Raw genomic sequence first — 23,795 nt, forward strand, 5'->3', positions numbered from 1 at the left:
TGAGCGACAAAAAAGGGAGCCTTCGGGCTCCCTTTTTCATGCTCGCGACAACGTCATTCGACGTTGACGGTGATCTTTTTCGACACGATCGGCGGATCGAACGCCATGTGGCCGCTGTCACCCAGCTCCAGCTGCAGGGTGTGCTTGCCCGGCGCGAGTTTGATGTCGGCCTGGGTCTGCGCCTTGCCGAAGTGCATGTGGTTGGCGTCGGTCGGCACGACGGAGCCGGCCGGAACGATTTCCTTGGCATCGATCAGCAGATGGTGATGACCGGTGTTCTTGGTGACGTCACCGGCCGGTGCCAGCGCGATGTCCTTTACACCGAACTTGACCGTGAAGGTCTGCGGAACCGTGGCTCCGTCCTCGGGAGAAACGATGAACACTTCGGCGCCTTTCGGTGCCGGTGTGGCCGCACTGGCCAGTACCGAAACACCCATCAGCACACCGGCCAACGCTGCACGTGACATAAAGCTTTTCATTTTCTTCTCCAGTTTTTCCGTAAAATCCGCACGGTCATGACAACTTCATGACCATTCGTTGTCGAAGGCACTCGACAACCATAGCAAAGCGAGCCTGGAAAACAGGCCGATATCGATTTCAAAGGAGTGACCATGCGTTTTCTGCCTGGCCTGATCTGCCTGCTTCCCCTTCTGAGCCCTCTGGCTCACGCCGAACTGATTGATGACGTCTACGACCGTGGCGAGTTGCGCATAGCCCTTGAGGCTAATACACCGCCCTTCAATTTCAAGGACGGCGACACGCTCACGGGGTTCGAGGTCGAGCTTGGGCAACTGCTGGCCAACGAGCTGGATGTGCGCGCCGACTTCATCGTCACCGACGAAGCCGATCTGCTCCAGGGCGTCGAAAGCGGCAAGTACGACGTCGCGCTCAACCACATAGCACTGACCCCGGAACTCAAGGATCGTTTCGACGTGAGCGAGCCTTACACGCAGGTCAATGCGCAGTTGTTGGCGAAAAAGGACGAGCAGCCCCGGCCGTTGGTGCTGGTGCAGACGTTGACTGAGGAAAAGCCGAAGGTTGGGCCGCCAGTAGATCTGGCGATTCCGTTTCAGAAGGGCAACCCGGCGTTTCACGCGAGCCTGGAGAATGCCTTGCAGCGGATCAGGGCGAATGGGCGGTTGGAGGCGTTGAGGCAGAAGTGGTTGAGTGTGCAGGCTACGGAAAACTGAAGTGAGCGTGACTAGTCGAGCAAGCTGAGGGCCTGTGCGGCTTGCGGCAGTTCGAGTTCGCTGAAGACCTGCACCCCATGGCGCTTCAGCAACGCAGCGGTCACCCCCTCGCCACTCACCTTCACCCCACTGAACGTCCCGTCATAGGTCAACAGATTCCCGCACGAAGGACTGTTGGCCTTGAGCACCGCCACCCGAATCCCGTGCTTCTGCACCAGCGCCAGCGCCTGCCGCGCGCCATCCAGAAACTGCGCACTGACGTCTTCGCCCTCGGTAGTGATCACCGAAGCGAGTCCGTCCAGCACTTCGCGGCCCTGCCCGCCCGGAATCTCCGCCGCCGCGCGTGGCGTCGGCAAACCACCGGCGACTTCCGGACACAGCGGCACTACGCGCCCTTCGGCAATCCATTGTTCCAGCAAATCGAACGGCCCGCTGGCCCCGCCGTCATAACGCACGCGATGGCCCAGCAGGCAGCGACTCACAAGAATCCTGTGCATCTCAGAACGGCTCGTTGCCACGGCGGCGGAACCAGCCTGTCAGCGACAGCCGCTCGCGGCTGGCTGGCAATACTTCGTGAGGGACTTCGCCGGAGAGAAACACCACCAGACAACCGCCCGTAGGCTGCACGTCATGAACGCGATCATGCTCCAGGTACATGCGCAGTTGCCCGCCATCCTCCGGCAGCCAGCCGTCATTGAGGTAGATCACCGCCGAGACCATGCGCCGGTCATCGTCGCGGAAACGGTCGACATGCTTGCGATAGAAAGCACCCGGCGGGTACAGGGCGAAGTGGCACTCGAAGTCTTCAAGCCCGAGGAACAGGCCCCGGTTGAGCGCTTCACGCAAGCTGTCCATCAGGTTCAGGTAACGGTCACTGGCCTCGGCCTGACCGGGGTCGATCCATTGGATATGGTCGCCACGAATCCCCTCGCGGATCTCCGAAAACGGGCCACGTCCGACCCCCGCCGGCGCCAGTTCACCTTCGGCGTCACGTTTGCGGCACTCGGCCGCCAGTGCGCGGGTCAAATCCGCAGGCAGGAAAATGTTCTGCTGCGACCAGCCGCGCTCGGCCAGGTCGTCGACGATACGTAACAGCAGCGGGTGATCAGAGGATATTTGCATGGCGCGCATAGTATGCCTGCGGCAAGAAATCCGACAGAGCCACGCGGCGGCTTGATACGAATTCTCGACAAGTACTGGCACCGCACGGAGAATAGTCGGCTGCCGACAGGAGTCCTTATGCGCCGTTTGCTTTTTTCACTGTTGATGTTCTGCGTTTTGCCCGCCTGGGCGGACGGCCACGACCAGTTGTACAAGGTCGCCGGCTGGCCAGAACAACGCGCGCATTTCAACGACGCCCTGAGTGCCGCGCAGCAGCGTTACCAGAACAGCCTGCCGCCGGCGGTGTTTCAGGCGCTGGTGAACAACAGCAACCAGCGCTTCGCCCCCCAGGCCGTGGATCAACGCGCCGAAGCGCAACTGCGCAAGAACCTCGCCGATCCGAAACCGGCCCTCTCGTTCTTTCAGTCACCGCTGGGCAAGAAGATCGTCGCCGCCGAACTGCTGGCGACCCGTCGCGATCAATTGGCAAAGAACGCCAAGGGCCTGCCGAAGATGCCGGCCAGCGACAGCCGCTTGCTGATCATCGGCCACCTCGCCCAGGCCCTGCCCGCCCGTGAAGCCGGTGCCGAAGTCAGCCTGGCGATTGCCGGCGTGGCGGCGGACAGCCTGAGCTCGATGATCCCCGGCCTGCTCGGCGGCGGTCAGGCCCAGGGCATGTTGAACGGTCAACGCCAGCGCCTGATGGATCAAATCGGCGCCGACCTGAACAACACGCTGCTCTACGTCTATCGCGACCTGTCGGATGAAGAGCTGGAAGAGTTCGCGACCTTTGCCGAATCCACCGAAGGCAAGGCTTACTATCAGGCCGCGCTGGCCGCGATCCGCGCCGGGCTGGCCGTCGGCCAGAGCACCTCGAATCTCACCCAGTGATCTTTACGACCTGACAGACCGCCTTCGCGAGCAAGCCCGCTCCCACATTCGACCGAGTTGATGCTGGATAAGCACGGTTAAATGTGGGAGCGGGCTTGCTCGCGAAAGGGCACTCAGGATCACGAGTGATTCCGCCCATTGATCCGCTTGCGCAAGAACTCGAAATACTCCTCGCGCATTTCCGCCGTCTCATTGGCCAGGTGATGCCGCGCCTCGGCCAGCAACAGAATCTGTGGCCGGTCGAACTTCCACTTCAACACCTGCAGGTTGTGCTGCCAGTCCACGGTCATGTCCGCCTGGCCTTGAACAATCAGCGGCCGGCGCGGACTTTTCTTCGCGTATTCAACCCGGTTGATCCAGCGTGACAACGCCCCGACCCATGCGGTCGGCAAGCGTTTTGGCTGCAACGGATCGGCCTGCAGAAACGGCAGGAAATCCGGGTCATTGGAGTTCTCGCTGAAACGCCGGGCGATACCCCTGACAAAAGGCCTGAGCAGGTAATAACTGAACTGCGACCAGCCCCAGGCACGCGGACGCACCAGCGGCGCCAGCAGAATCAACTGCCCCTGCGCCGGGCTGTTTTCACCATGATTGAGCACGTGATCGACAATGATCGCCCCGCCGGTGCTTTGCCCGCACAGGTGCCAAGGCTGCGGCAGAGCCATCGAGCGCGCCTCGGCGAACAGGCCTTGCAGCGCATCCTGATATTCCGAGAAGTCACGGATGCTAGCCCGCTCGCCGCTGGACAGACCATGCCCCGGCAGATCACAGGCAATCACGGCGAAGCCCTGATCCAGTGCCCACTCGATCACATGCCGGTAAAGACCAGTGTGATCATAAAAACCGTGCACCAGAAACAGCGTGGCCCTGGCCGTTTCCGCCGGCCACCAGCAATGGCTGACCAGTTGATAGCCATCGATGTCGAACCGGCCCATGCCACGCCAGACATCACGCTCGGGGAAGTCTGTCTTGTAGAACCGCTGATACGCCTTCGCCTCCTCGGACAACGGCTGCCACTCGGCCAGAGGCTTGAGGCTCGCACGCAGATGATCGGGATCGAAAGCAACAGACATGGGCAATTCCAGAACGGTAAACGGACTTTATCGGCCTGCGATATTCATCTGTCGCGGCAAGCATGGCAAGCTAGCCGGCCTTCGAGGAATCAAAACCATGCGTTCGCCCTACCGCACCGCACTGTTTGCCAGCCTGCTCGCCATCGTGTGTGCCGGCGTGCTGTGGGCCGCATACGACTGGTTTCAGGGCCGCTACCTGCGGGCGTTCAGCGAACACACTGCGGTATTTTCCGGTGACCCGCTGCGCTTGCCCGACGACCTCGCCGGCCCCGGCAATATCCGTCTGGTGCACTTCTGGGATCCCGCCTGCCCATGCAACGTCGGCAACCAACAGCACCTGACCGAGATGGTCGAACAGTTCGGCCCCAGGGGCGTGGAATTCTTTGCGGTGCAGAAGGCCGGCAGCCACGGCCAGTTGCCCGCCACCCTGAGCAATCTTAAAACCATCGCGGTGCTGCCCGGCTCCGAACAGATTCCCGCCAGCCCGGCCGTGGCGATCTGGGACCGCAGCGGCAGACTGGCGTACTTCGGCCCGTACAGCGAAGGCCTGACGTGCAACTCCAGCAACAGTTTTATCGAACCGATCCTGCAAGCGTTGAGTGATGATCGCCCGGTCAATGCGACTCATACGTTGGCGGTTGGTTGCTACTGCCCGTGGGTTAGTGGGGAGTGAACGGCTTCGGGCAGACAATAGAAACTGCATCAACCAAAGACGCCGGAGACATATTGAGAGTTGAAAACTAAACCGTCCTGAATCCGGGCTTGTTATTAGCAGCGCGCCATTCTTTAACCTCCTTTACAATCCCTTCAGGACTGTCATCCCTATCATCTCTGGGGTAGTAGATCAGATCCGAGCCGTCCGGATGCTCTGTTAACCGCCTGAATTCCAATACCAGCTTTACATCTTCCTCCTCTGTTCGAGCACTAGCATCACAAATTGAAATTACAAAATTCAAAACTCCGCTTCCGTATAGTCTGAAATATCTAACACTTCCTCGCCCTCAGAAATGGCACTCCTGACAAAATGATGCCAGGAGCACCGTACTAATTTAATAAATCAATTTTTAAACCCTGGCTTTCCATTGGCAACCCGCCACTCTTTGACTTCTTTCACAATACCTTCCGGGCTATCCTCTCTATCGTTCCGTGGATAGTAGATCAAATCCGAACCATCTGGATGTTCAGTCAATCGCTCGAACTCAAAAATCAACTTAACATCTTCCTCTTCCGTTCTAGCCCCACTATCACAAATCTCAACCACGAAATCCAAAAACTCTTTTTCCGTATACTCAGAAATCAACTTATCACTCATACCGACTCTCCGTCTTATGAATTTCCTTATGACGCCGAGGAGTAACTATCCGAATGTTTTCAAGACCATAAACACTACCGCCTTTTGAGATTCTTATCTTGTGATGCAACTCAAATTTCACTGTTTCTCCTGCCCGCTCCACTTTTGAAACGTAGGGTGATTTTCCTTTCTCCATCGTAGAACGGCTCTGTTTTTGAAACTGAGCCGCCAACTCCGGATCCCCAGCCACCGCCTTCCAAAACGCCTCCCGAAACGCCCGAAAATTCCTGAACTCCCGCCCTCGCAACTGATCGGCAATCTGCGCCGGCACCGGCGCGCCTTCGCCCTGCGATGCGCTCCCGAGCCAGTTGCCCGATACCGCCTGGCCCACACCTGACGCGACGCCCGGATCCTCCCGCCGATCCCGAAACATCGTGTAGTTCGGTGGCAGCCCGGAGTCCTGCGGGAACACCAGCACATAGTCATCGAATCCGGCTTCGAAAACGCCCGGGAACGAATCGAGGCGTCCCTCTACCGGGACCACCGTCGCCCCAGTATAGGCAGGCACATCCGGCTGCCCGGCCGGTGAGGTAGTGGAGTTGTTTCCCGGATTGACGATCGGGGTCCACGTCAGGGTGCGTGGTGGAACATCGGAGGTGGTCGCGCTGTAGACGTTGCGTTCGGCGTCGTAGGAGGCTGCCACCACCCTGACCGCCGACGGAATATTCCGCCCATCAGTCTTGACGACAAAAACCTCTGACTGCCCGTTCGCGTCGGTCTTTGAACTGACGCGGAAAGGCACGTCAACCGTACCGCCAGCCGCCGCGATGGCGTGCAGATCGGGTGCGAAATCTGGCGCAAGGTCCGACAGCGGCGTGCTGAAGGCGTAACGGTCCGGCAATTCGCCGTTGCCCAGTTTCGACGAGTAGACCAACGCTGAAACACCGACGACCGCGCCAGCCCCGACACTCGCAGCAAGACTGCCCAAGCCCGCGATGGCGCCGCGAACGGTAGCTTGCAGACTGGCCGCAGCGGCCTCGGCAACTGCCACGACTCCAGCTGACGTCATGAACAACGGCCCTGTCGCCGAAGCGGCACCTGGCGCGCGGAAGGTATGGGCGTTGCGAATGGCCTCTGCCGCTATGCGCGCTTGTTCCTCGGCAAGGCGCCTTGCCTCTGCTTCGGCGGCAATACGTGCCTGTTCCAGCAAATGCCGGGCTTCCTGCTCACGGACAATGCGTATCTGCTCCTGCAGACGCTCCGCCTCTTGGGCGCGGGCGATCAGACCGGCAAATGCGTCCGCCGCCGCTGCCATATGCCGGGCACTTTCCGAGTGCAGGAGTGACGCGTGATAGTCCTGCCAGCGCTTGCCCAGTTCGGTCGTGGCCTGCAAGTCCACCAGGTTCTTCAGCGCTTCGAGCTCAGGTTTGCTCAACGGGGCGTTGATCGCCGGATTGGCGATTGCATAAGGCCGGACGGCTGCCTGCTCGACAGCACGGATGTTGTCCGCTGCGATTTTATAATTTGTGAGTGTTTGAGAGAGACTGCCTCCGGTTGAGCCCGCTGCAGCGGCGATTCTTTCAACCAGAAAAACCGGCAGAAAATGCAGGCGGATATTCGTTTCCAGATTCACCACGGATAGCCTTTCGGCAGAAAGAATCTGCTGGGCGTCCCTCTTGGTTGGCGTCGCCGCCTCAACCTGGCTTCTTCTTGCGGCCAGTTCCGGAAGTTGATTGGCGATAATGGCCATCACCCATGAAAGGCGCCGGAGCTCCATTGCCGAACGGTATGCCCTGTCAATCGCGGCGTAGGCGACGGACACATCCGGATTGGGCGATGCCAGACTGTCGCGTATCTTTTTGAAGGATAAATCCTTCATCAGGAAAAATGGATTATGTCCATACAACGAGTAAGCGGTCTCGGTATGAGCCCGATACTCCGACAACTTTGAATGAATAACCTGAATGGTTACTTCCTGATCGGCCTTGACCTTTTGCGCCGGAGAAAGTCCTGCACTGGCTGTTTGCCTGGCCTGTTCCACTTCATTATTTGAAGCCGCCAGAATATTGCTGAATACTCCAGCATACTCAAAATCAATATATGCCTGAGCATTCTGCTGCTCCTGCATCAAATCATTCCAGATAAAGGGAGTTAACGGATCAAGTTTCCCAGACCCTTGACCCGTCCCTCTATGCGGTGCTTCATTCAACCCCCAACTTCCCGAGAAAAACCCACCCTGCCCCAATCGAGACGGAGCCCTGTCCCGAACCGGTATGGGAGCCAGTTCATATCTGCCCGGCCCGGTCTGCCTGTGAGGTCCAAGATAATTTTCAATATCACTCATACGACTTCTCCATGTCAGTTATTCCATGTATTGAATTCGCGAACTTCGTTTTTGCCCTCTGCTTTTTCTCGAGGTCTTTTATAGGCCCGCCCTGTTAAACGCCGCAACAACAAACTTGTAGTGCACTTCCCGAAAACCTGAAGGAAACTTCCTATTCAAGAAATACTGTGTTATGAAATCCCGGTTGCGATCTTCAACTAGATCAGCACCATCAATGCCTTCATATAAATAGAACGACAGGGAGCAGATTTTTCATGAAAAAAGGCCTGACCGTACTTGCGTTGCTGATCGTCATTCCCGCCATCGGGGTCGGCGGCTACCTCTACAGCAAGCAACCGACGCGTCAGGGCCAGGTGGAATTGCGCAACCTGCAAGGTTCGGTGACTGTGCGTTACGACGAGCGCGGTGTGCCGCACATCCGCGCTGAAAACGAAACCGACCTCTATCGCGCCCTCGGTTATGTGCACGCCCAGGATCGCCTGTTTCAGATGGAAGCCATGCGCCGTCTCGCCCGGGGCGAACTGGCCGAAGTGCTCGGGCCGAAACTGCTCGACACCGACAAGCTGTTCCGCAGCCTGCGCATCCGCGAGCGCGCCGCCAGTTACGTGGCCGGCCTCGACAAGCAGTCCCCGGCGTGGAAGGCCCTGCAAGCCTATCTGGACGGCATCAATCAATATCAGGACTCGCATGCCACGCCGATCGAGTTCGACGTGCTGGGCATCCCCAAGCGGCCGTTCACCGCCGAGGACAGCATCAGCGTCGCCGGCTACATGGCCTACAGCTTTGCCGCCGCGTTTCGCACCGAACCGCTGCTGACCTACGTGCGCGATCAACTGGGCGCCGATTACCTCAACGTCTTCGACCTCGACTGGCAGCCCAAGGGCGTGCTCGCCAAGGGCCACGCCAGCAGCGCACCGGCCCTCGCCGCCGAAGACTGGAAAGACCTGAACACCCTCGCCCGCGTCAGCCAACAGGCGCTGATCGACAACGGCCTGCCGCAATTCGAAGGCAGCAACGCCTGGGTGATCGCCGGCAGTCACAGCAAGAGCGCCAAGCCTTTACTGGCGGGCGATCCGCACATCCGCTTCTCGGTGCCGTCGGTATGGTACGAAGCGCAGTTATCGGCGCCGGGGTTTGAACTGTACGGCCATCATCAGGCGCTGGTGCCGTTCGCGTTTCTCGGCCATAACCTGGATTTCGGCTGGAGCCTGACCATGTTCCAGAACGATGACCTCGATCTGATCGCCGAGAAGGTCAATCCGGACAACCCGGATCAGGTCTGGTATCGCGGCCAGTGGACCGACATGGTCAAGACCGAGCAGCAGATCGCGGTGAAAGGCCAGGCCCCGGCGACCATCACCCTGCGCCAGTCGCCCCACGGGCCGATCGTCAACGACGCCCTCGGCAGCGCCGCCGGAAAAACCCCGATTGCGATGTGGTGGGCGTTTCTCGAAACACCGAATCCGATCCTTGAAGGTTTCTACCAGCTCAACCGCGCCGACACTCTGGCCAAGGCCCGCGCCGCAGCGGCCAAGGTGCAGGCACCGGGACTGAACATCGTCTACGCCAACGCCAAGGGCGATATCGCGTGGTGGGCCTCGGCGCTGCTGCCCAAGCGTCCGGCCGGGGTGAAACCAGGCTTCATTCTCGACGGCAGCAGCAATCAGGCGGACAAGGACGGCTACTTCCCGTTCAGCGCCAACCCGCAGGAAGAGAACCCGGCGCGGGGCTATATCGTCTCGGCCAACTTCCAGCCCCTGTCGCCGACCGGCATGGAGATCCCCGGTTACTACAACCTCGCCGACCGTGGCCAGCAGCTCAACCGCCAGCTCGCCGACAAGAACGTGAAGTGGGACAACGAGGCCAACCAGAAGCTGCAACTGGGCACCACCACCGGTTACGGCCCGCGTCTGCTGGCGCCGTTGCTGCCGGTGCTGCGCGAGATAGCGGGCAATCCCGCCGAGCAGAAGCTGATCGAACAACTGGCCCAGTGGCAAGGCGACTATCCGCTGGATTCGGTCAGTGCGACGGTGTTCAACCAGTTCCTGTTCAACCTCGCCGACGCGGCAATGCGCGATGAGTTGGGCAATGATTTCTTCGAAACCCTGCTGTCGACCCGAGTGATCGATGCAGCCCTGCCCCGGCTCGCGGCGAATGCCGATTCACCGTGGTGGGACAACCGCAGCACACCGAACAAGGAGACCCGCGTCGACACCGTACGCGCCGCGTGGCAGGCGAGCATGGCGCACCTGAAGTCGACCCTCGGCGACAACGCTTCCGGCTGGCAATGGGGCAAGGCCCACACCCTGACCCATGGTCATCCGCTGGGCCAGCAGAAGCCGCTGGACCGCATTTTCAACGTCGGCCCGTTCGCCGCACCGGGCTCCCATGAAGTGCCGAACAACCTCTCGGCGAAGATCGGCCCGGCGCCGTGGCCGGTGACCTACGGCCCGTCGACTCGGCGGCTGGTGGACTTCGCAGATCCCGCTCACAGCCTGACGATCAACCCGGTCGGCCAGAGTGGCGTGCCGTTCGACAGCCACTATGACGATCAGGCAGAGGCGTATGTGGACGGGATGTATGTGCAGGCGCACTTCAGTGATGAAGAGGTGACGGCGAATACGCGCAGTACCTTGAAGCTGTTGCCGGCGCGAGCGGCGCAATAGGTGTCGCTCAAACCATCGCCGCAAAATTCAGCCGAAACTGCTGCGGCGTCACCCCCAGCCGCCGGTTGAACACGCTGCGCATATGTTGCGCATCGCGAAACCCGCACTGATACGCCACCGTCTTCAGCGGCGCCGTGGTGCTTTCGAGCATCACCCGCGCCGCATCCACCCGCGCCCGTTCGACGAACTCCGCCGGGGTGACTTTCGCCTCCCTGGCAAACACCCGAGAGAAATTCCGCGCACTCATGTTCGCGGCATTCGCCAGGTCGGCGATGGTCAGGTCGCCGGTGAGATTGGCCAGCACATACAGCTGCACCATCGCCACCGCCGACGTCGGCTCGGCATGGGGCGTGAGGAACGGACTGAATTGCGACTGCCCGCCGGAGCGCTGGGTGAACACCACCAGCCGCTTGGCCACGCTCAGCGCCACCTCGGCCCCGTGATCACGCGCCAGCAGGTACAGCGACAGATCGATCCCCGCCGTCACCCCCGCCGAGGTGTAGAGCTGACCGTCCTCGACGTACAACCGATCAGCCTCGACCCGGCTCGACGGGCACAACTGCGCCAGTGCCTCGGCGTCATTCCAGTGAGTGGTGACCGTGCGCCCGTCCAGCAATCCTGCACGGGCGAGCATGAACGCGCCGTTGCAGATCGAGCCAAAACGCCGCGCCCGCCCACAGGCCTCGCGCAGCCAGGCATCGAACGTCTCGCCGAAATCCAGGAACGGCAACTGCGGCCCGCCTGCCACCAGCAGTAGGTCGTAAGCGTCCTGCACGTCGCTGAAGTGCCGATTCGCACTCAGGGTCAGCCCGTTGGAACACGCCATCGGCCCGCGCTCGACGCCGATCACGTCGAGCCGGTAGTGATCCTCCGGCGCCAGGAAGCGGTTGGCCTCGGCGAACACATCCATCGGCCCGCTGACGTCCAGCGCCTGCACGCCGGGAAACACCACGATGGCGACGGTTCTGTTCATGGCAATCTCGACTCCCGGGGAATGGCGGATCAGCGCCAACCCTAGCCAATCCTCGCCGCAGAAGCGAGCTGGCACGATTTGCAGGTGCAATGGCAAGGATCGCAGCCATGGATCGATTGTCCGGTCTGCCCCCCGGGAACAGACTTTCTCCATCAGCGCCGTGACGGCGTTTTCGACGAGGAAGCTCAACATGACCACGACCATTGCCGGTATCCGGATCCCCGACAGCACCCTCGCCCGGGCCACCACCGAATACATTCGCGACATCGAATCCGATCTGCTTTACCACCACTCGCGCCGGGTGTTTCTGTTCGGTGCCTTGAGCGGCGAACGCAAGCAACTGGCCTACGATCCGGAGTTGCTGTACGTCGGCGCGATGTTCCACGACCTGGGCCTGGTCGAAGGGCACCGCAGCGACGACGAGCGCTTCGAAGTCGATGGTGCCAACGCAGCCGCAGCGTTTCTCAAACCGTACGGGTTGAGCGATGACGACATCGAGCAGGTGTGGCTGTCGATCGCCCTGCACACCACGCCGGGAGTGCCGAAGCATCTGCGTCCGACCGTGGCGCTGGTGACGGCGGGCGTCGAGATGGACGTGCTGGGCATGGACTACGCGGCGTTCACCACGGTGCAGCGCGAAGCAGTGGTGCATGCGCATCCACGGGGCGAAGGCTTCAAGGAGTGCATCATCTGCGCGTTCGCCGATGGCTTGCGTCATCGTCCGCAGACCACGTTCGGCAATGTGAAGACCGATGTGCTGAAGGATCAGGTGCCGGGGTTCAAGCCGATGAACTTCGTCGAGGTGATTCGCCAGTCGCCCTGGGTTTCCTGACCGGCATAAAAAAACCTCGCGACCGTTTCCGGTCGCGAGGTTTTTTGTGTCCGCAGACTTAAGCCGCTTCCGGCGTCGGCGCCCGGCGCACGTCCGGTTGCTTCCACGAATCCGCAGCGCCTTCTTCGATGGCCTGCTGAATCGCTTTCTTGCGGGCTTCTTCGGCACGGCGGCTGAAGAACCAGACCAGGAAGGTCACCAGCGACACCGCCAGGAGAATCAGGCTGGCCACGGCGTTGATCTCAGGCTTCACGCCCAGACGCACCGCCGAGAACACTTCCATCGGCAGGGTCGTCGAACCCGGACCGGAGACGAAGCTCGCCAATACCAGGTCATCCAGCGACAGGGCGAACGACATCATGCCGCCCGCTGCCAGCGACGGCGCGATCATCGGGATGGTGATCAGAAAGAACACCTTCCACGGACGCGCACCGAGGTCCATCGCCGCTTCTTCGATCGACAGGTCCAGCTCACGCAGACGCGCCGACACCACCACCGCCACATACGCCGCACAGAACGTGGTGTGCGCAATCCAGATGGTGACGATGCCGCGCTCCTGCGGCCAGCCGATCATCTGCGCCATCGCCACGAACAGCAGCAACAGCGACAGACCGGTAATCACTTCAGGCATAACCAATGGCGCGGTGACCAGGCCGCCGAACAGCGTGCGGCCCTTGAAGCGGGTGATACGGGTCAGCACGAAGGCTGCCAGCGTCCCCAGCGCCACGGCGGCAATCGCGGTGTAGCAGGCGATTTCCAGCGAGCGCACCACCGAGCCCATCAGCTGCGAGTTGTCGAGCAGGCCGACGTACCACTTCACCGACCAGCCGCCCCACACCGTTACCAGTTTCGAGGCGTTGAACGAGTAGATCACCAGGATCAGCATCGGCAGGTAGATGAACAACAGGCCGAGCACCAGCATCAGGCTGGAGAAACGGAAGCGCTTCATTCTTTACCCTCCATTTCCTTGGCCTGACTGCGGTTGAACAGGATGATCGGCACGATCAGGATCGCCAGCATCACCACCGCCAGGGCGGACGCCACCGGCCAGTCACGGTTGTTGAAGAACTCTTGCCAGAGCACTTTACCGATCATCAGGGTTTCCGGACCGCCCAGCAGTTCCGGGATCACGAACTCGCCCACCACCGGGATGAACACCAGCATGCAGCCGGCGATGATGCCGTTCTTGGACAGCGGTACGGTGATTTTCCAGAAGCTGTTGAAGGTACTAGAACCCAGGTCGGAAGCGGCCTCTAGCAGGCTGGTGTCGTGCTTCACCAGGTTGGCGTACAGCGGCAGGATCATGAACGGCAGATACGAGTAGACGACGCCGATGTACACCGCCAGGTTGGTGTTGAGGATCTGCAGCGGCTCGTCGATCAAACCCATGCTCATCAGGAAGCCGTTGAGCAGGCCGTTGTTGCTGAGAATGCCCATCCACGCATAGACGCGGATCAGGATCGCGGTCCAGGTGGGCATCATGATCAGCAGCACCAGCACCGTTTGCAGCTCTTTTCGGGCGCTGGCGATGGCGTAGGCCATGGGGTAGCCGATCAACAGGCACAACAACGTGCTGAAAAACGCCATCTTCAGCGAGCCGAGGTAGGCGGCGATGTACAGCTCGTCGTCGCCGAGCATCGCGTAGTTGCCCAGGTTCAGCAGCAGTTGCAGCTTCTGCTCGGCGTAGGTGTAGATCTCGGTGTACGGCGGGATGGCCACGTCCGCTTCGGCGAAGCTGATCTTCAGGACGATGAAGAACGGCAGCATGAAGAACAGGAACAGCCAGATGAACGGAACCCCGATGACCAGCTGGCGGCCACCGGGAATTATTCGATTGAGCCGGCGTTTGAATTTGCGCATGTTCATGAGCGAAGTACCACGCCGCTGTCGTCTTCCCACCACACGTAGACCTGATCGCCCCAGGTCGGACGTGCACCACGGCGCTCGGCGTTGGCCACGAACGACTGCACCAGCTTGCCGCTCGGCAATTCGACGTAGAACACCGAGTGACCGCCGAGGTAGGCGATGTCATGCACCTTGCCGCTCGACCAGTTGTACTCGCAGGTCGGCTGATCGGCGGTGACCAGCAGTTTTTCCGGACGGATCGCGTAGGTCACGGACTTGTCCTGCACCGAGGTGCTGATGCCGTGGCCGACGTAGATCTGCCGGTCGAGGTCCTTGCAGGTGATGGTCGCGTGGCCTTCGGCGTCGTCGATGACTTCGCCTTCGAAGATGTTCACGTTACCGATGAATTCGCAGACCAGACGGCTGGTCGGGGTTTCGTAGATATCGATCGGGCTGCCGATCTGGGCGATCCAGCCCAGGTGCATGATCGCAATGCGCTCGGCCATGGTCATGGCCTCTTCCTGGTCGTGGGTCACCATCACGCAGGTCACGCCGACGCGCTCGATGATCTCCACCAGCTCCAGCTGCATCTGCGAACGCAGTTTTTTATCCAGTGCGCCCATCGGCTCGTCGAGCAGCAGCAGCTTCGGCCGCTTGGCCAGCGAACGGGCCAGCGCCACACGCTGCCGCTGGCCGCCGGACAACTGGTGCGGCTTGCGCTTGGCGTACTGGCTCATCTGCACCAGCTTGAGCATCTCGGCCACGCGGGCGTCGATCTCGGCCTTGGGAATCTTGTCCTGTTGCAGGCCGAAGGCGATGTTCTGCGCCACGGTCATGTGCGGGAACAGGGCGTAGGACTGGAACATCATGTTGATCGGTCGCTCGTACGGCGGCATGTCGGTGATGTCGACGCCGTCGAGGAAAATGCGCCCCTCCGTGGGCCGTTCGAACCCTGCCAGCATCCGCAGCAGAGTGGATTTGCCCGATCCCGAACCGCCGAGCAGGGCAAAGATTTCGCCCTTCTTGATTTCCAGGGACACATCGTCCACGGCAACCGTCTCGTCGAACTTCTTCGTGACCCGGTCGATTTTGACCAGCACCTGTTTCGGTGTCTGGTCGCCCTCGAGGGCTTTCTTATAGGCGCCGGAGGCAACTGCCATTTACGAAACTCCCAGAAAAAAAGAGTGCAGTCCGCCCACGCAAGACGAACCCAGGATAGTTGGTACGTTGACGCTATTTACCCGACTTGACCTTGGTCCAGCTGCGGGTCATCAAACGCTGAATGTTCGGTGGCAGCTCGATCGACACGTAGGTCTTGTCGAGCACCGCCTGCGGTGGATAAACCGACTCATCGGTGCGGATGGACTGCTCCATCAGCTTGTCCGAACCCGGGTTGGGGTTGGCGTAACCGACGTAATCACTGACCTGGGCGATCACCTCAGGTTTCAGCAAATAGTTGATGAAGGCGTGGGCCTCTTTGACGTTGGCCGAATCCTTCGGAATCGCCAGCATGTCGAACCACAGCGCGCCGCCCTCTTTCGGGATCGAGTAGGCGATGTTCACGCCTTTCTTGGCTTCTTCGGCACGATTCTTCGCCTGGAAGATGTCGCCGGAGAAACCGATGGCCACGCAGATGTCGCCGTTGGCCAGGTCACCGATGTATTTCGAGGAATGGAAGTAGGTCACGTAAGGACGCACCGCCAGCAACTTGGCCGTGGCCTTCTCGTAATCCTTGGGATTGGTGCTGTTGGCGTTCAGGCCCATGTAGTTGAGCACGGTCGGCATCATTTCATCGGCCGAATCGAGGAACGCCACGCCGCAGCTGTGCAGCTTCTTGATGTTCTCCGGCTCGAACAGCACGCTCCAGGAGTCGATCTTGTCGACGCCCAGCACGGCCTTCACTTTATCGACGTTGTAGCCGATGCCATTGGTGCCCCACAGGTACGGCACGGCGTACAGGTTGCCCGGATCGTTCTGCTCCAGACGCTTGAGCAGCACCGGATCAAGGTTGGAATAGTTCGGCAGCTGCGCCTTGTCGAGCTTCTGGAAAGCGCCCGCCTTGATCTGCTTGCCGAGGAAGTGGTTCGACGGCACGACCACGTCGTAACCGGTACGCCCGGCGAGCAGTTTGCCTTCCAGGGTTTCGTTGGAGTCGAACACGTCGTAGACCGGTTTGATCCCGGTTTCTTTCTGGAAATCGGCCAGGGTGGTCTCGCCGATGTAATCCGACCAGTTATAAATATGCACAGTACCGGCGGCGTGGGCACCGACAGCGAACGTCAGGCCGGCAGCGGCCAGCAGGGCATTGCGCAAAGAAGAAAAAATAGGCAAGTGGAGGTCCTCTGATTTAGTTGGGCCCAAGTTGCCCCGTGCTGCATGACAGTCACGGTTGCCCGGCAACAAAACCGGCGCGCAACTTACCTTCGAAAAACCGTTCCAGCAAAACTTTCTGTCATTTAATTGCACCGCTGACCGCCCGGGTGAAGGCGGCGGCCAGCGATAGCTACTTCAAACCGGCTTATTTACCCGATTTGATCTTGGTCCAGCTGCGAGTGATCAGGCGCAGGGTCGCTGCGTCCAGATCGCTGATCGCATAGAGCTGCTTCTTCACTTCAGCCGAAGGGTAAATGCTCGGATCGCTGGTGATTTCCTTGTCCACCAGGGCGGTGGCCGCCTTGTTGCCGTTCGGGAAACGCACGGCGTTGGTGATTTCGGCCATCACTTTCGGCTCGAGCAGGTAGTTCATGAACTTGTAGGCGGCTTCGACGTTTTCGGCATCCTTTGGAATGGCGACCATGTCGTAGAAAGTACCGGCACCTTCTTTTGGAATGGTGTAGGCCAGTTTGACCTTGTCACCGGCTTCCTTGGCGCGGGTCTTGGATTGTTCCAGGTCACCCGAGTAGCCGACCGCTACACAGATGTTGCCGTTGGCCAGGTCCGAGATGTACTTCGAGGAATGGAAGTAAGCCACCGAAGGACGGATCTTGAGGAACAGGTCTTCGGCGGCTTTCAGGTCAGCCTTGTCCTTGCTGTTGGTCGGCTTGCCCAGATAGTGCAGAGCCGCCGGAATCATTTCGGTCGGCGCGTCGAGGAAGCTCACGCCGCAGCTTTTCAGCTTCTCGATGTTTTCAGGCTTGAACACGATGTCCCAGGAATCGATCTTGTCGATGCCCAGCGCAGCCTTGACCTTGGCCGGGTTGTAGCCGATGCCGATCGAACCCCACATGTACGGGAACGCGTGTTTGTTGCCCGGGTCGCTGGCGTCGCCAACGGCCTTGAGCAGGTCTTCGTCGAGGTTCTTCCAGTTCGTCAGCTTGGACTTGTCCAGTTCCTGATAAACACCGGCCTTGATCTGCTTGGCCAGGAAGTTGTTGGAAGGCACCACGATGTCGTAACCGGATTTGCCGGCCAGCAGCTTGGCTTCCAGGGTTTCGTTGCTGTCGAAAACGTCATAGACGACCTTGATGCCCGTCTCTTTTTCGAAATTGGCAACCGTGTCCGGCGCGATGTAGTCGGACCAGTTGTAAACGTGCAACACCTTGTCGTCCGCCTGAACCGCACCTGCCATCACGCCCATCAGGGACATGGCGAGCAGAGTCTTGCCAGCGAGCTTTTTGCCTAATGCCTTCATGCGTTAATGCTCCAAATTTTTCTTTTTTGAACCACTTTGTTCAGCGGCCGAACCCGGACAACTGGAACCGCGGCTAGTCTGGCAAGATCCGAGGCGGTCTTTCAAGAAAAGACCAGCCTTTCTGACAGCTCCGAGCGACAGCGCAACAGCTCCATCGCTCAGAGCCTAGCACTTAGCCCTGCAACGCACTCAGGGTCAGGTCCAGGCACTTGCGTGCCTTTGTCACCAGCTCGTCGATCTCCGCCTTGCTGATCACCAGCGGCGGCGCGATGATCATGGTGTCGCCCACGGCACGCATGATCAGCCCGTTGTCGAAGCAGAACTGGCGGCAGATCATGCCCACACCCTTGCCTTCGTAACGCTTGCGAGTGGCCTTGTCCTGCACCAGCTCGATGGCCCCCAGCAGACCGACTCCGCGCACTTCACCCACCAACGGGTGATCGTTCAGTTCGCGCAGACGTTTCTGCAAATACGGTGCCGTTTCTTCATGGGCGCGTTCGATGATTTTCTCTTCGCGCAGAATCCGGATGTTTTCCAGACCCACCGCCGCCGCCACCGGGTGACCGGAGTAGGTGAAGCCGTGGTTGAAATCGCCACCCTCGTTGAGCACCGCCACCACTTCGTCACGCACGATCAGGCCACCCATCGGGATGTAGCCGGACGTCAGGCCTTTGGCGATGGTCATCATGTGTGGCTTGAGGTCGTAGAAATCGCTGCCGAACCATTGGCCGGTACGGCCGAAACCGCAGATCACTTCGTCGGCCACGAACAGGATGTCGTACTTGGCGAGGATTTCCTTGATGCGCGGCCAGTAGGTGTCGGGCGGAATGATCACGCCGCCGGCGCCCTGGATCGGCTCGGCAATAAAGGCACCGACGTTGTCCACGCCGACTTCCAGAATCTTCTCTTCCAGCTGATTGGCCGCCCAGATCCCGAACTCTTCCGGGGTCATGTCGCCGCCTTCGGCAAACCAGTACGGCTGCGCGATGTGGACGATGCCCGGGATCGGCAAGTCGCCCTGTTCGTGCATATAAGTCATGCCACCCAGGCTCGCGCCGGCCACGGTGGAACCGTGATAGCCGTTCTTGCGGCTGATGATGACTTTCTTGTTCGGCTGGCCCTTGATCGCCCAATAGTGGCGAACCATACGCAGCATGGTGTCGTTGCCTTCGGAACCGGAGCCGGTGAAGAACACGTGGTTCATACCCTCCGGCGCCACGTCGGCGATGGCCTTGGCCAGTTCCAGCGCCGGCGGGTGGGCGGTCTGGAAGAACAGGTTGTAATAAGGCAGCTCGCGCATCTGCTTGGCGGCGGCGTCAGCCAGTTCATCGCGACCGTAGCCGATCGCCACGCACCACAGGCCGGCCATGCCGTCGAGAATCTTGTTGCCTTCGCTGTCCCAGAGGTACACGCCCTTGGCATTGGTGATGATCCGCGGGCCTTTCTCTTTCAGCTGCTTGAAGTCGCTGAACGGGGCCAAGTGGTGATCGCTGCTGAGGGCTTGCCACTCACGGGTTTGCGGGTTGTTGCTGGTCATGCCAATTCTCCTTGTTATCGGTGAAGGCGCGGCGGCTGGCCACCGCGCCCGGCGTATCAGACGGCGAAGAGCAGGTATTCACGCTCCCAGGAACTGATCACGCGCTTGAAGTTTTCATGCTCGGCCCGCTTGACCGCGACGTAGCCGGTGATGAAGGTCTTGCCCAGGTATTTCTCGATGGTCGCGCTGTTTTCCATGCGCTCCAGGGCGTCCTCGATGGTCAGCGGCAGTCGCAGGTTGCGGCGCTCGTAACCACGGCCCACCACTGGCGCGCTCGGGTTGATGCCTTCGACCATGCCGATGTAGCCGCAGAGCAGGCTCGCGGCAATCGCCAGGTACGGGTTGGCGTCGGCGCCCGGCAGGCGGTTTTCCACCCGACGGTTCTGCGGGCCGGCATCCGGGACACGCAGGCCCACGGTGCGGTTTTCTTCGCCCCACTCCACGTTCACCGGCGCCGAGGTGTCCGGCAGGAAGCGGCGGAACGAGTTGACGTTCGGGGCGAACAGCGGCAGCAATTCCGGGATCAGTTTCTGCAGGCCACCGATGTGGTGCAGGAACAGCTGGCTCATGGTTCCGTCTTCGTTGGAGAACACGTTCTTGCCGGTTTCGATGTCGATGATGCTCTGGTGCAGGTGCATCGCACTGCCCGGCTCACCGGTCATCGGCTTGGCCATGAAGGTCGCGGCCACGTTGTGCTTGAGCGCGGCCTCACGCATGGTGCGCTTGAACACCAGAATCTGGTCGGCCAGCGACAGGGCATCGCCGTGACGGAAGTTGATTTCCATCTGCGCGGTGCCGTCCTCGTGGATCAGCGTGTCGAGGTCCAGCTCCTGCAATTCGCACCAGTCGTAGACGTCTTCGAACAGCGGATCGAATTCGTTCGCCGCTTCGATGGAGAACGACTGGCGACCGATTTCCGGCCGCCCGGAGCGACCGACCGGCGGTTGCAGCGGATAGTCGGGGTCGTCACTGCGCTTGGTCAGGTAGAACTCCATTTCCGGCGCCACAATCGGCTGCCAGCCCTTGTCGGCGTAGAGCTTCAGGACTTTCTTGAGCACGTTGCGCGGCGACAGCTCGATCGGGTTGCCTTGCTTGTCGTAGGTGTCATGGATCACCTGGGCGGTCGGCTCGATGGCCCACGGCACCAGGTACACGGCGTTCTGGTCGGGGCGGCAGATCATGTCGATGTCGGCCGGGTCGAGCAGTTCGTAATAGATGTCGTCTTCGACGTAGTCGCCGGTCACGGTCTGCAACAGAACGCTCTCTGGCAGGCGCATGCCTTTTTCGGCGATGAACTTGTTGGTCGGCGAGATCTTGCCCCGGGTAATGCCGGTCAAGTCGCCGATCATGCATTCGACTTCTGTGATCTTGTGGTCTTTCAACCAATCGGTGAGCTGGTCGAGGTTGTTACTCATAAATGCCTCTGGGCTGAGTCTCCTGACAGATGTCAGGCAATGTTTGACGCACCAGGCGTCGCGTTAAAGGGCCTTGCTTGCGCGCAGTGCCGGCTTACGCCCGGCACCGCGCATAGACAATGAAGGAGGAGCTTACCTGCCCTTTACGCTGGCGTTGCATTTCCTGTGCACATCCCGGGCGTGCAGAATCACGGGCACGACGACGGACGCGGTGCAGGCCGGGAGAGGGAAAGAGATCTATATTGAAAGGAGAACCGCTAAAGAGGATGCCCTCGCACACGTCCAGAATATCGGACGCTGCCGCTCGATCTGCCATGGATCTGGAGATCGCTGACACGTTGCAGGCCTTGCTGGCCGCGCTGTGGACGGACGTGTCGCCACTGATGTGATAAGCATGCAGACCGGACTGCAAAGAGCAGTCGGTGACGCCGATTAACGGCAGGCGAGACATGAAGCACCCCGGTATTATTGCTGTTATGGGTTTGATCGGAGCTTAGCCTTGTTCATTTTTTTACACAACACCCCCGTAAAAAATACAACACGGCCTGCTCAAGCCTGCGGGTGGCGCGTCCTTCACGGATAAAAAAATGCCCCAAAGTGCCCCATAAACGCCCTCGCGGCGCTTTTTCAGGGCACAAAAGGCCTCGCTTGACTTCGGCAGGCCGTTCGGGTTGACTGAAACCAGAAAAGATCAATGATTGATATTTTTAACAACAAAGGTGTTGCATCATGTCGGTACCCCCGCGTGCCGTTCAGCTTAACGAAGCGAACGCGTTCCTTAAGGAACATCCTGAGGTTCTGTACGTTGACCTTCTGATTGCGGATATGAATGGTGTGGTGCGCGGCAAGCGCATCGAACGCACCAGCCTCCACAAGGTTTACGAGAAAGGCATCAACCTGCCGGCCTCTCTATTTGCTCTGGATATCAATGGCTCCACGGTGGAAAGCACCGGCCTGGGCCTGGACATCGGCGACGCCGACCGTATCTGCTATCCAATCCCCGATACCCTGTGCAACGAGCCATGGCAGAAGCGCCCGACCGCGCAACTGTTGATGACCATGCACGAACTCGAAGGTGACCCTTTCTTCGCCGACCCGCGCGAAGTGCTCCGTCAAGTTGTCGCAAAGTTTGACGAGCTCGGCCTGACCATCTGCGCCGCGTTCGAACTCGAGTTCTACCTGATCGACCAGGAAAACGTGAACGGCCGCCCTCAGCCGCCACGCTCGCCGATCTCCGGCAAACGCCCGCATTCGACCCAGGTCTACCTGATCGACGACCTCGACGAATACGTCGACTGCCTCCAGGACATTCTGGAAGGCGCCAAAGAGCAAGGCATCCCGGCCGACGCCATCGTCAAGGAAAGTGCCCCGGCGCAGTTCGAAGTGAACCTGCACCACGTCGCCGACCCGATCAAGGCATGCGACTACGCCGTCCTGCTCAAGCGTCTGATCAAGAACATCGCCTACGACCATGAAATGGACACCACCTTCATGGCCAAGCCGTATCCGGGCCAGGCAGGCAACGGTCTGCACGTCCACATTTCGGTTCTCGACAAAGAAGGCAAAAACATTTTTGCCAGCGAGGATCCCGAGCAGAACGCCGCGCTGCGTCACGCGATCGGCGGTGTGCTCGAGACCCTGCCCGCGCAGATGGCTTTCCTCTGCCCGAACGTCAACTCCTACCGTCGTTTCGGCGCACAGTTCTACGTGCCGAACTCGCCGAGCTGGGGCCTGGACAACCGCACCGTGGCCCTGCGCGTACCGACCGGCTCCGCCGACGCGGTCCGTCTGGAACACCGCGTGGCCGGCGCCGACGCCAACCCGTACCTGCTGATGGCTTCGGTGCTGGCGGGCGTGCATCACGGCCTGACCAACAAGATCGAGCCGCCGCCTCCCACCGAAGGCAACAGCTACGAGCAGAACGAGCAGAGCCTGCCGAACAACTTGCGCGATGCCCTGCGCGAGCTGGACGACAGCGAGGTGATGGCCAAGTACATCGATCCGAAATACATCGATATCTTCGTCGCCTGTAAAGAGAGCGAGCTGGAGGAGTTCGAACACTCCATCTCCGACCTCGAGTACAACTGGTACCTGCATACCGTTTAAGCGGATTGCAGCGCCAAAAAGAACGCCGTCGGCTATCGCAGCCAGCGGCGTTTTTTTATGGCCGCCTGCGGCGGTTCGCGAGCAAGCCCGCTCCCACAATGAATCTCCTGCGAACAGAAAATTTCATCTCACAGGAGATACCCCGTGGGAGGGGGCCTGCTCCCGAAAGCGGCCGACAAGACAACACAAGAGCCGGCTCGTACAATGCCCGCTGCCCCGCAGGAGACTTTCATGACGCGTCCCGCCCCCGTTCGCAAACCCCGAGCCCGCAGTCAGGCGCGGATCGATTCGATACTCGACGCCGCGCGCACGCTGCTGGCCGCCGAGGGCGTGGCGAGCCTGTCGATCTACAGCGTAGCCGAGCGCGCGCAGATTCCGCCCTCGTCGGTCTACCACTTCTTCGCCAGCGTCCCGGCGCTGCTCGAAGCGCTGACGGCGGATGTGCACGCAGCCTTCCGCGCGTGCCTGCAGGCGCCAATCGATCACGATGCCCTGCGCGACTGGCGCGACCTGTCGCGGCTGGTCGAAGAGAGGATGCTGGAGATCTATGGCGAGGATGCCGCCGCCCGCCAACTGATCCTCGCGCAGCACGGCCTCACCGAAGTCACCCAGGCCGACCGCCAGCACGACCTCGAACTCGGCGACCTGATGCACAAGCTGTTCGATCATCACTTCGAACTGCCGCGACTGCCGGATGACGTCGATGTGTTCGCACTGGCCATGGAACTGGGCGACCGCGTCTACGCCCGCTCGGTGCAGCAGCACGGGCAGATCACCCCGCGCATGGCCGAGGAAGGCATGCGAGTGTTCGATGCCTATATCGGGCTGTATCTGCCGCCGTATCTGCCCAAGAGAATTCTCTAGCGTCCTGATCGGCCTCTTCGCGAGCAAGCCCGCTCC

At 60.3% G+C, this 23,795-nt stretch carries 22 protein-coding genes and 1 pseudogene; 7 read left to right on the forward strand and 16 right to left on the reverse strand.

Annotation, left to right across the window (positions count from 1 at the left end):
* Window positions 1-53: 53 nt before the first annotated feature.
* Window positions 54-479, reverse strand: a complete 426-nt coding sequence (locus ACTJK9_RS28575; RefSeq protein WP_007953489.1) for a DUF4399 domain-containing protein — start codon at window positions 477-479, stop codon at window positions 54-56.
* Between the two features lie 132 nt (window positions 480-611).
* On the opposite strand from ACTJK9_RS28575, the gene ACTJK9_RS28580 reads away from it, so the two are divergent.
* Window positions 612-1,190, forward strand: coding sequence for a transporter substrate-binding domain-containing protein (locus ACTJK9_RS28580; protein ID WP_440817683.1), 579 nt, complete (start codon window positions 612-614; stop codon window positions 1,188-1,190).
* 11 nt (window positions 1,191-1,201) lie between these two features.
* On the opposite strand, the gene ACTJK9_RS28585 is transcribed toward ACTJK9_RS28580, so the two are convergent.
* Window positions 1,202-1,687 (reverse strand): DUF523 domain-containing protein, encoded by a 486-nt coding sequence (locus ACTJK9_RS28585; protein ID WP_221398294.1) that lies wholly within the window; start codon window positions 1,685-1,687, stop codon window positions 1,202-1,204.
* 1 nt (window position 1,688) lies between these two features.
* Window positions 1,689-2,321, reverse strand: coding sequence for a 2OG-Fe(II) oxygenase (locus tag ACTJK9_RS28590; RefSeq protein ID WP_085612015.1), 633 nt, complete (start codon window positions 2,319-2,321; stop codon window positions 1,689-1,691).
* A 108-nt stretch (window positions 2,322-2,429) separates the two neighbouring features.
* Here ACTJK9_RS28590 and ACTJK9_RS28595 point away from each other — a divergent pair, with 108 nt between their 5' ends.
* Window positions 2,430-3,182, forward strand: coding sequence for a DUF2059 domain-containing protein (locus ACTJK9_RS28595; RefSeq protein ID WP_085612016.1), 753 nt, complete (start codon window positions 2,430-2,432; stop codon window positions 3,180-3,182).
* A 119-nt stretch (window positions 3,183-3,301) separates the two neighbouring features.
* On the opposite strand, the gene ACTJK9_RS28600 is transcribed toward ACTJK9_RS28595, so the two are convergent.
* A complete protein-coding gene (locus ACTJK9_RS28600) occupies window positions 3,302-4,255 on the reverse strand; it encodes an alpha/beta hydrolase (RefSeq protein ID WP_440817689.1) in 954 nt (317 codons plus the stop codon).
* Window positions 4,256-4,352: 97 nt separating this feature from the next.
* Between ACTJK9_RS28600 and ACTJK9_RS28605 the strand changes: the two genes are divergently transcribed.
* Window positions 4,353-4,928 (forward strand): DUF6436 domain-containing protein, encoded by a 576-nt coding sequence (locus tag ACTJK9_RS28605; protein ID WP_085612018.1) that lies wholly within the window; start codon window positions 4,353-4,355, stop codon window positions 4,926-4,928.
* A gap of 67 nt (window positions 4,929-4,995) precedes the next feature.
* Here the strand turns inward: ACTJK9_RS28605 and ACTJK9_RS28610 are convergent, their stop codons facing one another.
* The 3 genes from ACTJK9_RS28610 to ACTJK9_RS28620 form a co-directional block, all read right to left on the reverse strand.
* Entirely contained in the window at window positions 4,996-5,211 is a 216-nt protein-coding gene (locus ACTJK9_RS28610) for a bacteriocin immunity protein (RefSeq protein ID WP_409348313.1), read from the reverse strand.
* A 101-nt stretch (window positions 5,212-5,312) separates the two neighbouring features.
* On the reverse strand, window positions 5,313-5,567 hold the full coding sequence (locus tag ACTJK9_RS28615) for a bacteriocin immunity protein (RefSeq protein ID WP_440817692.1): 255 nt from the start codon (window positions 5,565-5,567) through the stop codon (window positions 5,313-5,315).
* Window positions 5,560-7,674 (reverse strand): S-type pyocin domain-containing protein, encoded by a 2,115-nt coding sequence (locus ACTJK9_RS28620; RefSeq protein ID WP_440817694.1) that lies wholly within the window; start codon window positions 7,672-7,674, stop codon window positions 5,560-5,562. The genes ACTJK9_RS28615 and ACTJK9_RS28620 overlap by 8 nt, the downstream gene beginning before the upstream one ends.
* A 470-nt stretch (window positions 7,675-8,144) precedes the next feature.
* Here ACTJK9_RS28620 and ACTJK9_RS28625 point away from each other — a divergent pair, with 470 nt between their 5' ends.
* Window positions 8,145-10,556: a penicillin acylase family protein gene (locus tag ACTJK9_RS28625; RefSeq protein ID WP_440817696.1), complete on the forward strand. Its 2,412-nt coding sequence runs from the start codon at window positions 8,145-8,147 to the stop codon at window positions 10,554-10,556.
* Window positions 10,557-10,563: 7 nt separating this feature from the next.
* On the opposite strand, the gene ACTJK9_RS28630 is transcribed toward ACTJK9_RS28625, so the two are convergent.
* Complete coding sequence (locus ACTJK9_RS28630; protein WP_221398298.1) at window positions 10,564-11,529, reverse strand: GlxA family transcriptional regulator; 966 nt, start codon at window positions 11,527-11,529, stop codon at window positions 10,564-10,566.
* A 190-nt stretch (window positions 11,530-11,719) separates the two neighbouring features.
* On the opposite strand from ACTJK9_RS28630, the gene ACTJK9_RS28635 reads away from it, so the two are divergent.
* Complete coding sequence (locus ACTJK9_RS28635) at window positions 11,720-12,361, forward strand: HD domain-containing protein (RefSeq protein WP_221398299.1); 642 nt, start codon at window positions 11,720-11,722, stop codon at window positions 12,359-12,361.
* A gap of 58 nt (window positions 12,362-12,419) precedes the next feature.
* Here the strand turns inward: ACTJK9_RS28635 and ACTJK9_RS28640 are convergent, their stop codons facing one another.
* From ACTJK9_RS28640 to ACTJK9_RS28675, 8 genes and pseudogenes are all read right to left on the reverse strand, one after another.
* The gene (locus ACTJK9_RS28640) at window positions 12,420-13,310 is read right to left on the reverse strand and encodes an ABC transporter permease subunit (protein ID WP_007953503.1); all 891 of its coding nucleotides are present in this window, start codon (window positions 13,308-13,310) and stop codon (window positions 12,420-12,422) included.
* Entirely contained in the window at window positions 13,307-14,188 is an 882-nt protein-coding gene (locus ACTJK9_RS28645; protein WP_170844921.1) for an ABC transporter permease subunit, read from the reverse strand. Before ACTJK9_RS28645 ends, ACTJK9_RS28640 begins: the two co-directional genes overlap by 4 nt.
* A 35-nt stretch (window positions 14,189-14,223) precedes the next feature.
* Window positions 14,224-15,366, reverse strand: coding sequence for an ABC transporter ATP-binding protein (locus ACTJK9_RS28650; protein ID WP_007953506.1), 1,143 nt, complete (start codon window positions 15,364-15,366; stop codon window positions 14,224-14,226).
* A 73-nt stretch (window positions 15,367-15,439) separates the two neighbouring features.
* Window positions 15,440-16,537: a polyamine ABC transporter substrate-binding protein gene (locus tag ACTJK9_RS28655; protein WP_064600232.1), complete on the reverse strand. Its 1,098-nt coding sequence runs from the start codon at window positions 16,535-16,537 to the stop codon at window positions 15,440-15,442.
* A 187-nt stretch (window positions 16,538-16,724) separates the two neighbouring features.
* The gene (locus ACTJK9_RS28660) at window positions 16,725-17,837 is read right to left on the reverse strand and encodes a polyamine ABC transporter substrate-binding protein (protein WP_011336446.1); all 1,113 of its coding nucleotides are present in this window, start codon (window positions 17,835-17,837) and stop codon (window positions 16,725-16,727) included.
* 172 nt (window positions 17,838-18,009) lie between these two features.
* On the reverse strand, window positions 18,010-19,374 hold the full coding sequence (locus ACTJK9_RS28665) for an aspartate aminotransferase family protein (protein WP_011336447.1): 1,365 nt from the start codon (window positions 19,372-19,374) through the stop codon (window positions 18,010-18,012).
* 56 nt (window positions 19,375-19,430) lie between these two features.
* The gene (locus ACTJK9_RS28670; RefSeq protein WP_007953514.1) at window positions 19,431-20,789 is read right to left on the reverse strand and encodes a glutamine synthetase family protein; all 1,359 of its coding nucleotides are present in this window, start codon (window positions 20,787-20,789) and stop codon (window positions 19,431-19,433) included.
* A gap of 372 nt (window positions 20,790-21,161) precedes the next feature.
* A pseudogene (locus ACTJK9_RS28675) lies at window positions 21,162-21,240 on the reverse strand (gamma-glutamyl-gamma-aminobutyrate hydrolase family protein); the annotation flags it as partial.
* A 278-nt stretch (window positions 21,241-21,518) separates the two neighbouring features.
* On the opposite strand from ACTJK9_RS28675, the gene ACTJK9_RS28680 reads away from it, so the two are divergent.
* Together ACTJK9_RS28680 and ACTJK9_RS28685 are read left to right on the forward strand one after the other, a co-directional pair.
* A complete protein-coding gene (locus ACTJK9_RS28680) occupies window positions 21,519-22,895 on the forward strand; it encodes a glutamine synthetase family protein (protein WP_039765386.1) in 1,377 nt (458 codons plus the stop codon).
* Window positions 22,896-23,126: 231 nt separating this feature from the next.
* Window positions 23,127-23,759, forward strand: coding sequence for a TetR/AcrR family transcriptional regulator (locus ACTJK9_RS28685; protein WP_039765384.1), 633 nt, complete (start codon window positions 23,127-23,129; stop codon window positions 23,757-23,759).
* The last annotated feature ends 36 nt before the right edge of the window (window positions 23,760-23,795 follow it).

This window comes from Pseudomonas sp. 22082, assembly GCF_052046055.1.
Classification (GTDB): domain Bacteria; phylum Pseudomonadota; class Gammaproteobacteria; order Pseudomonadales; family Pseudomonadaceae; genus Aquipseudomonas; species Aquipseudomonas pharyngis.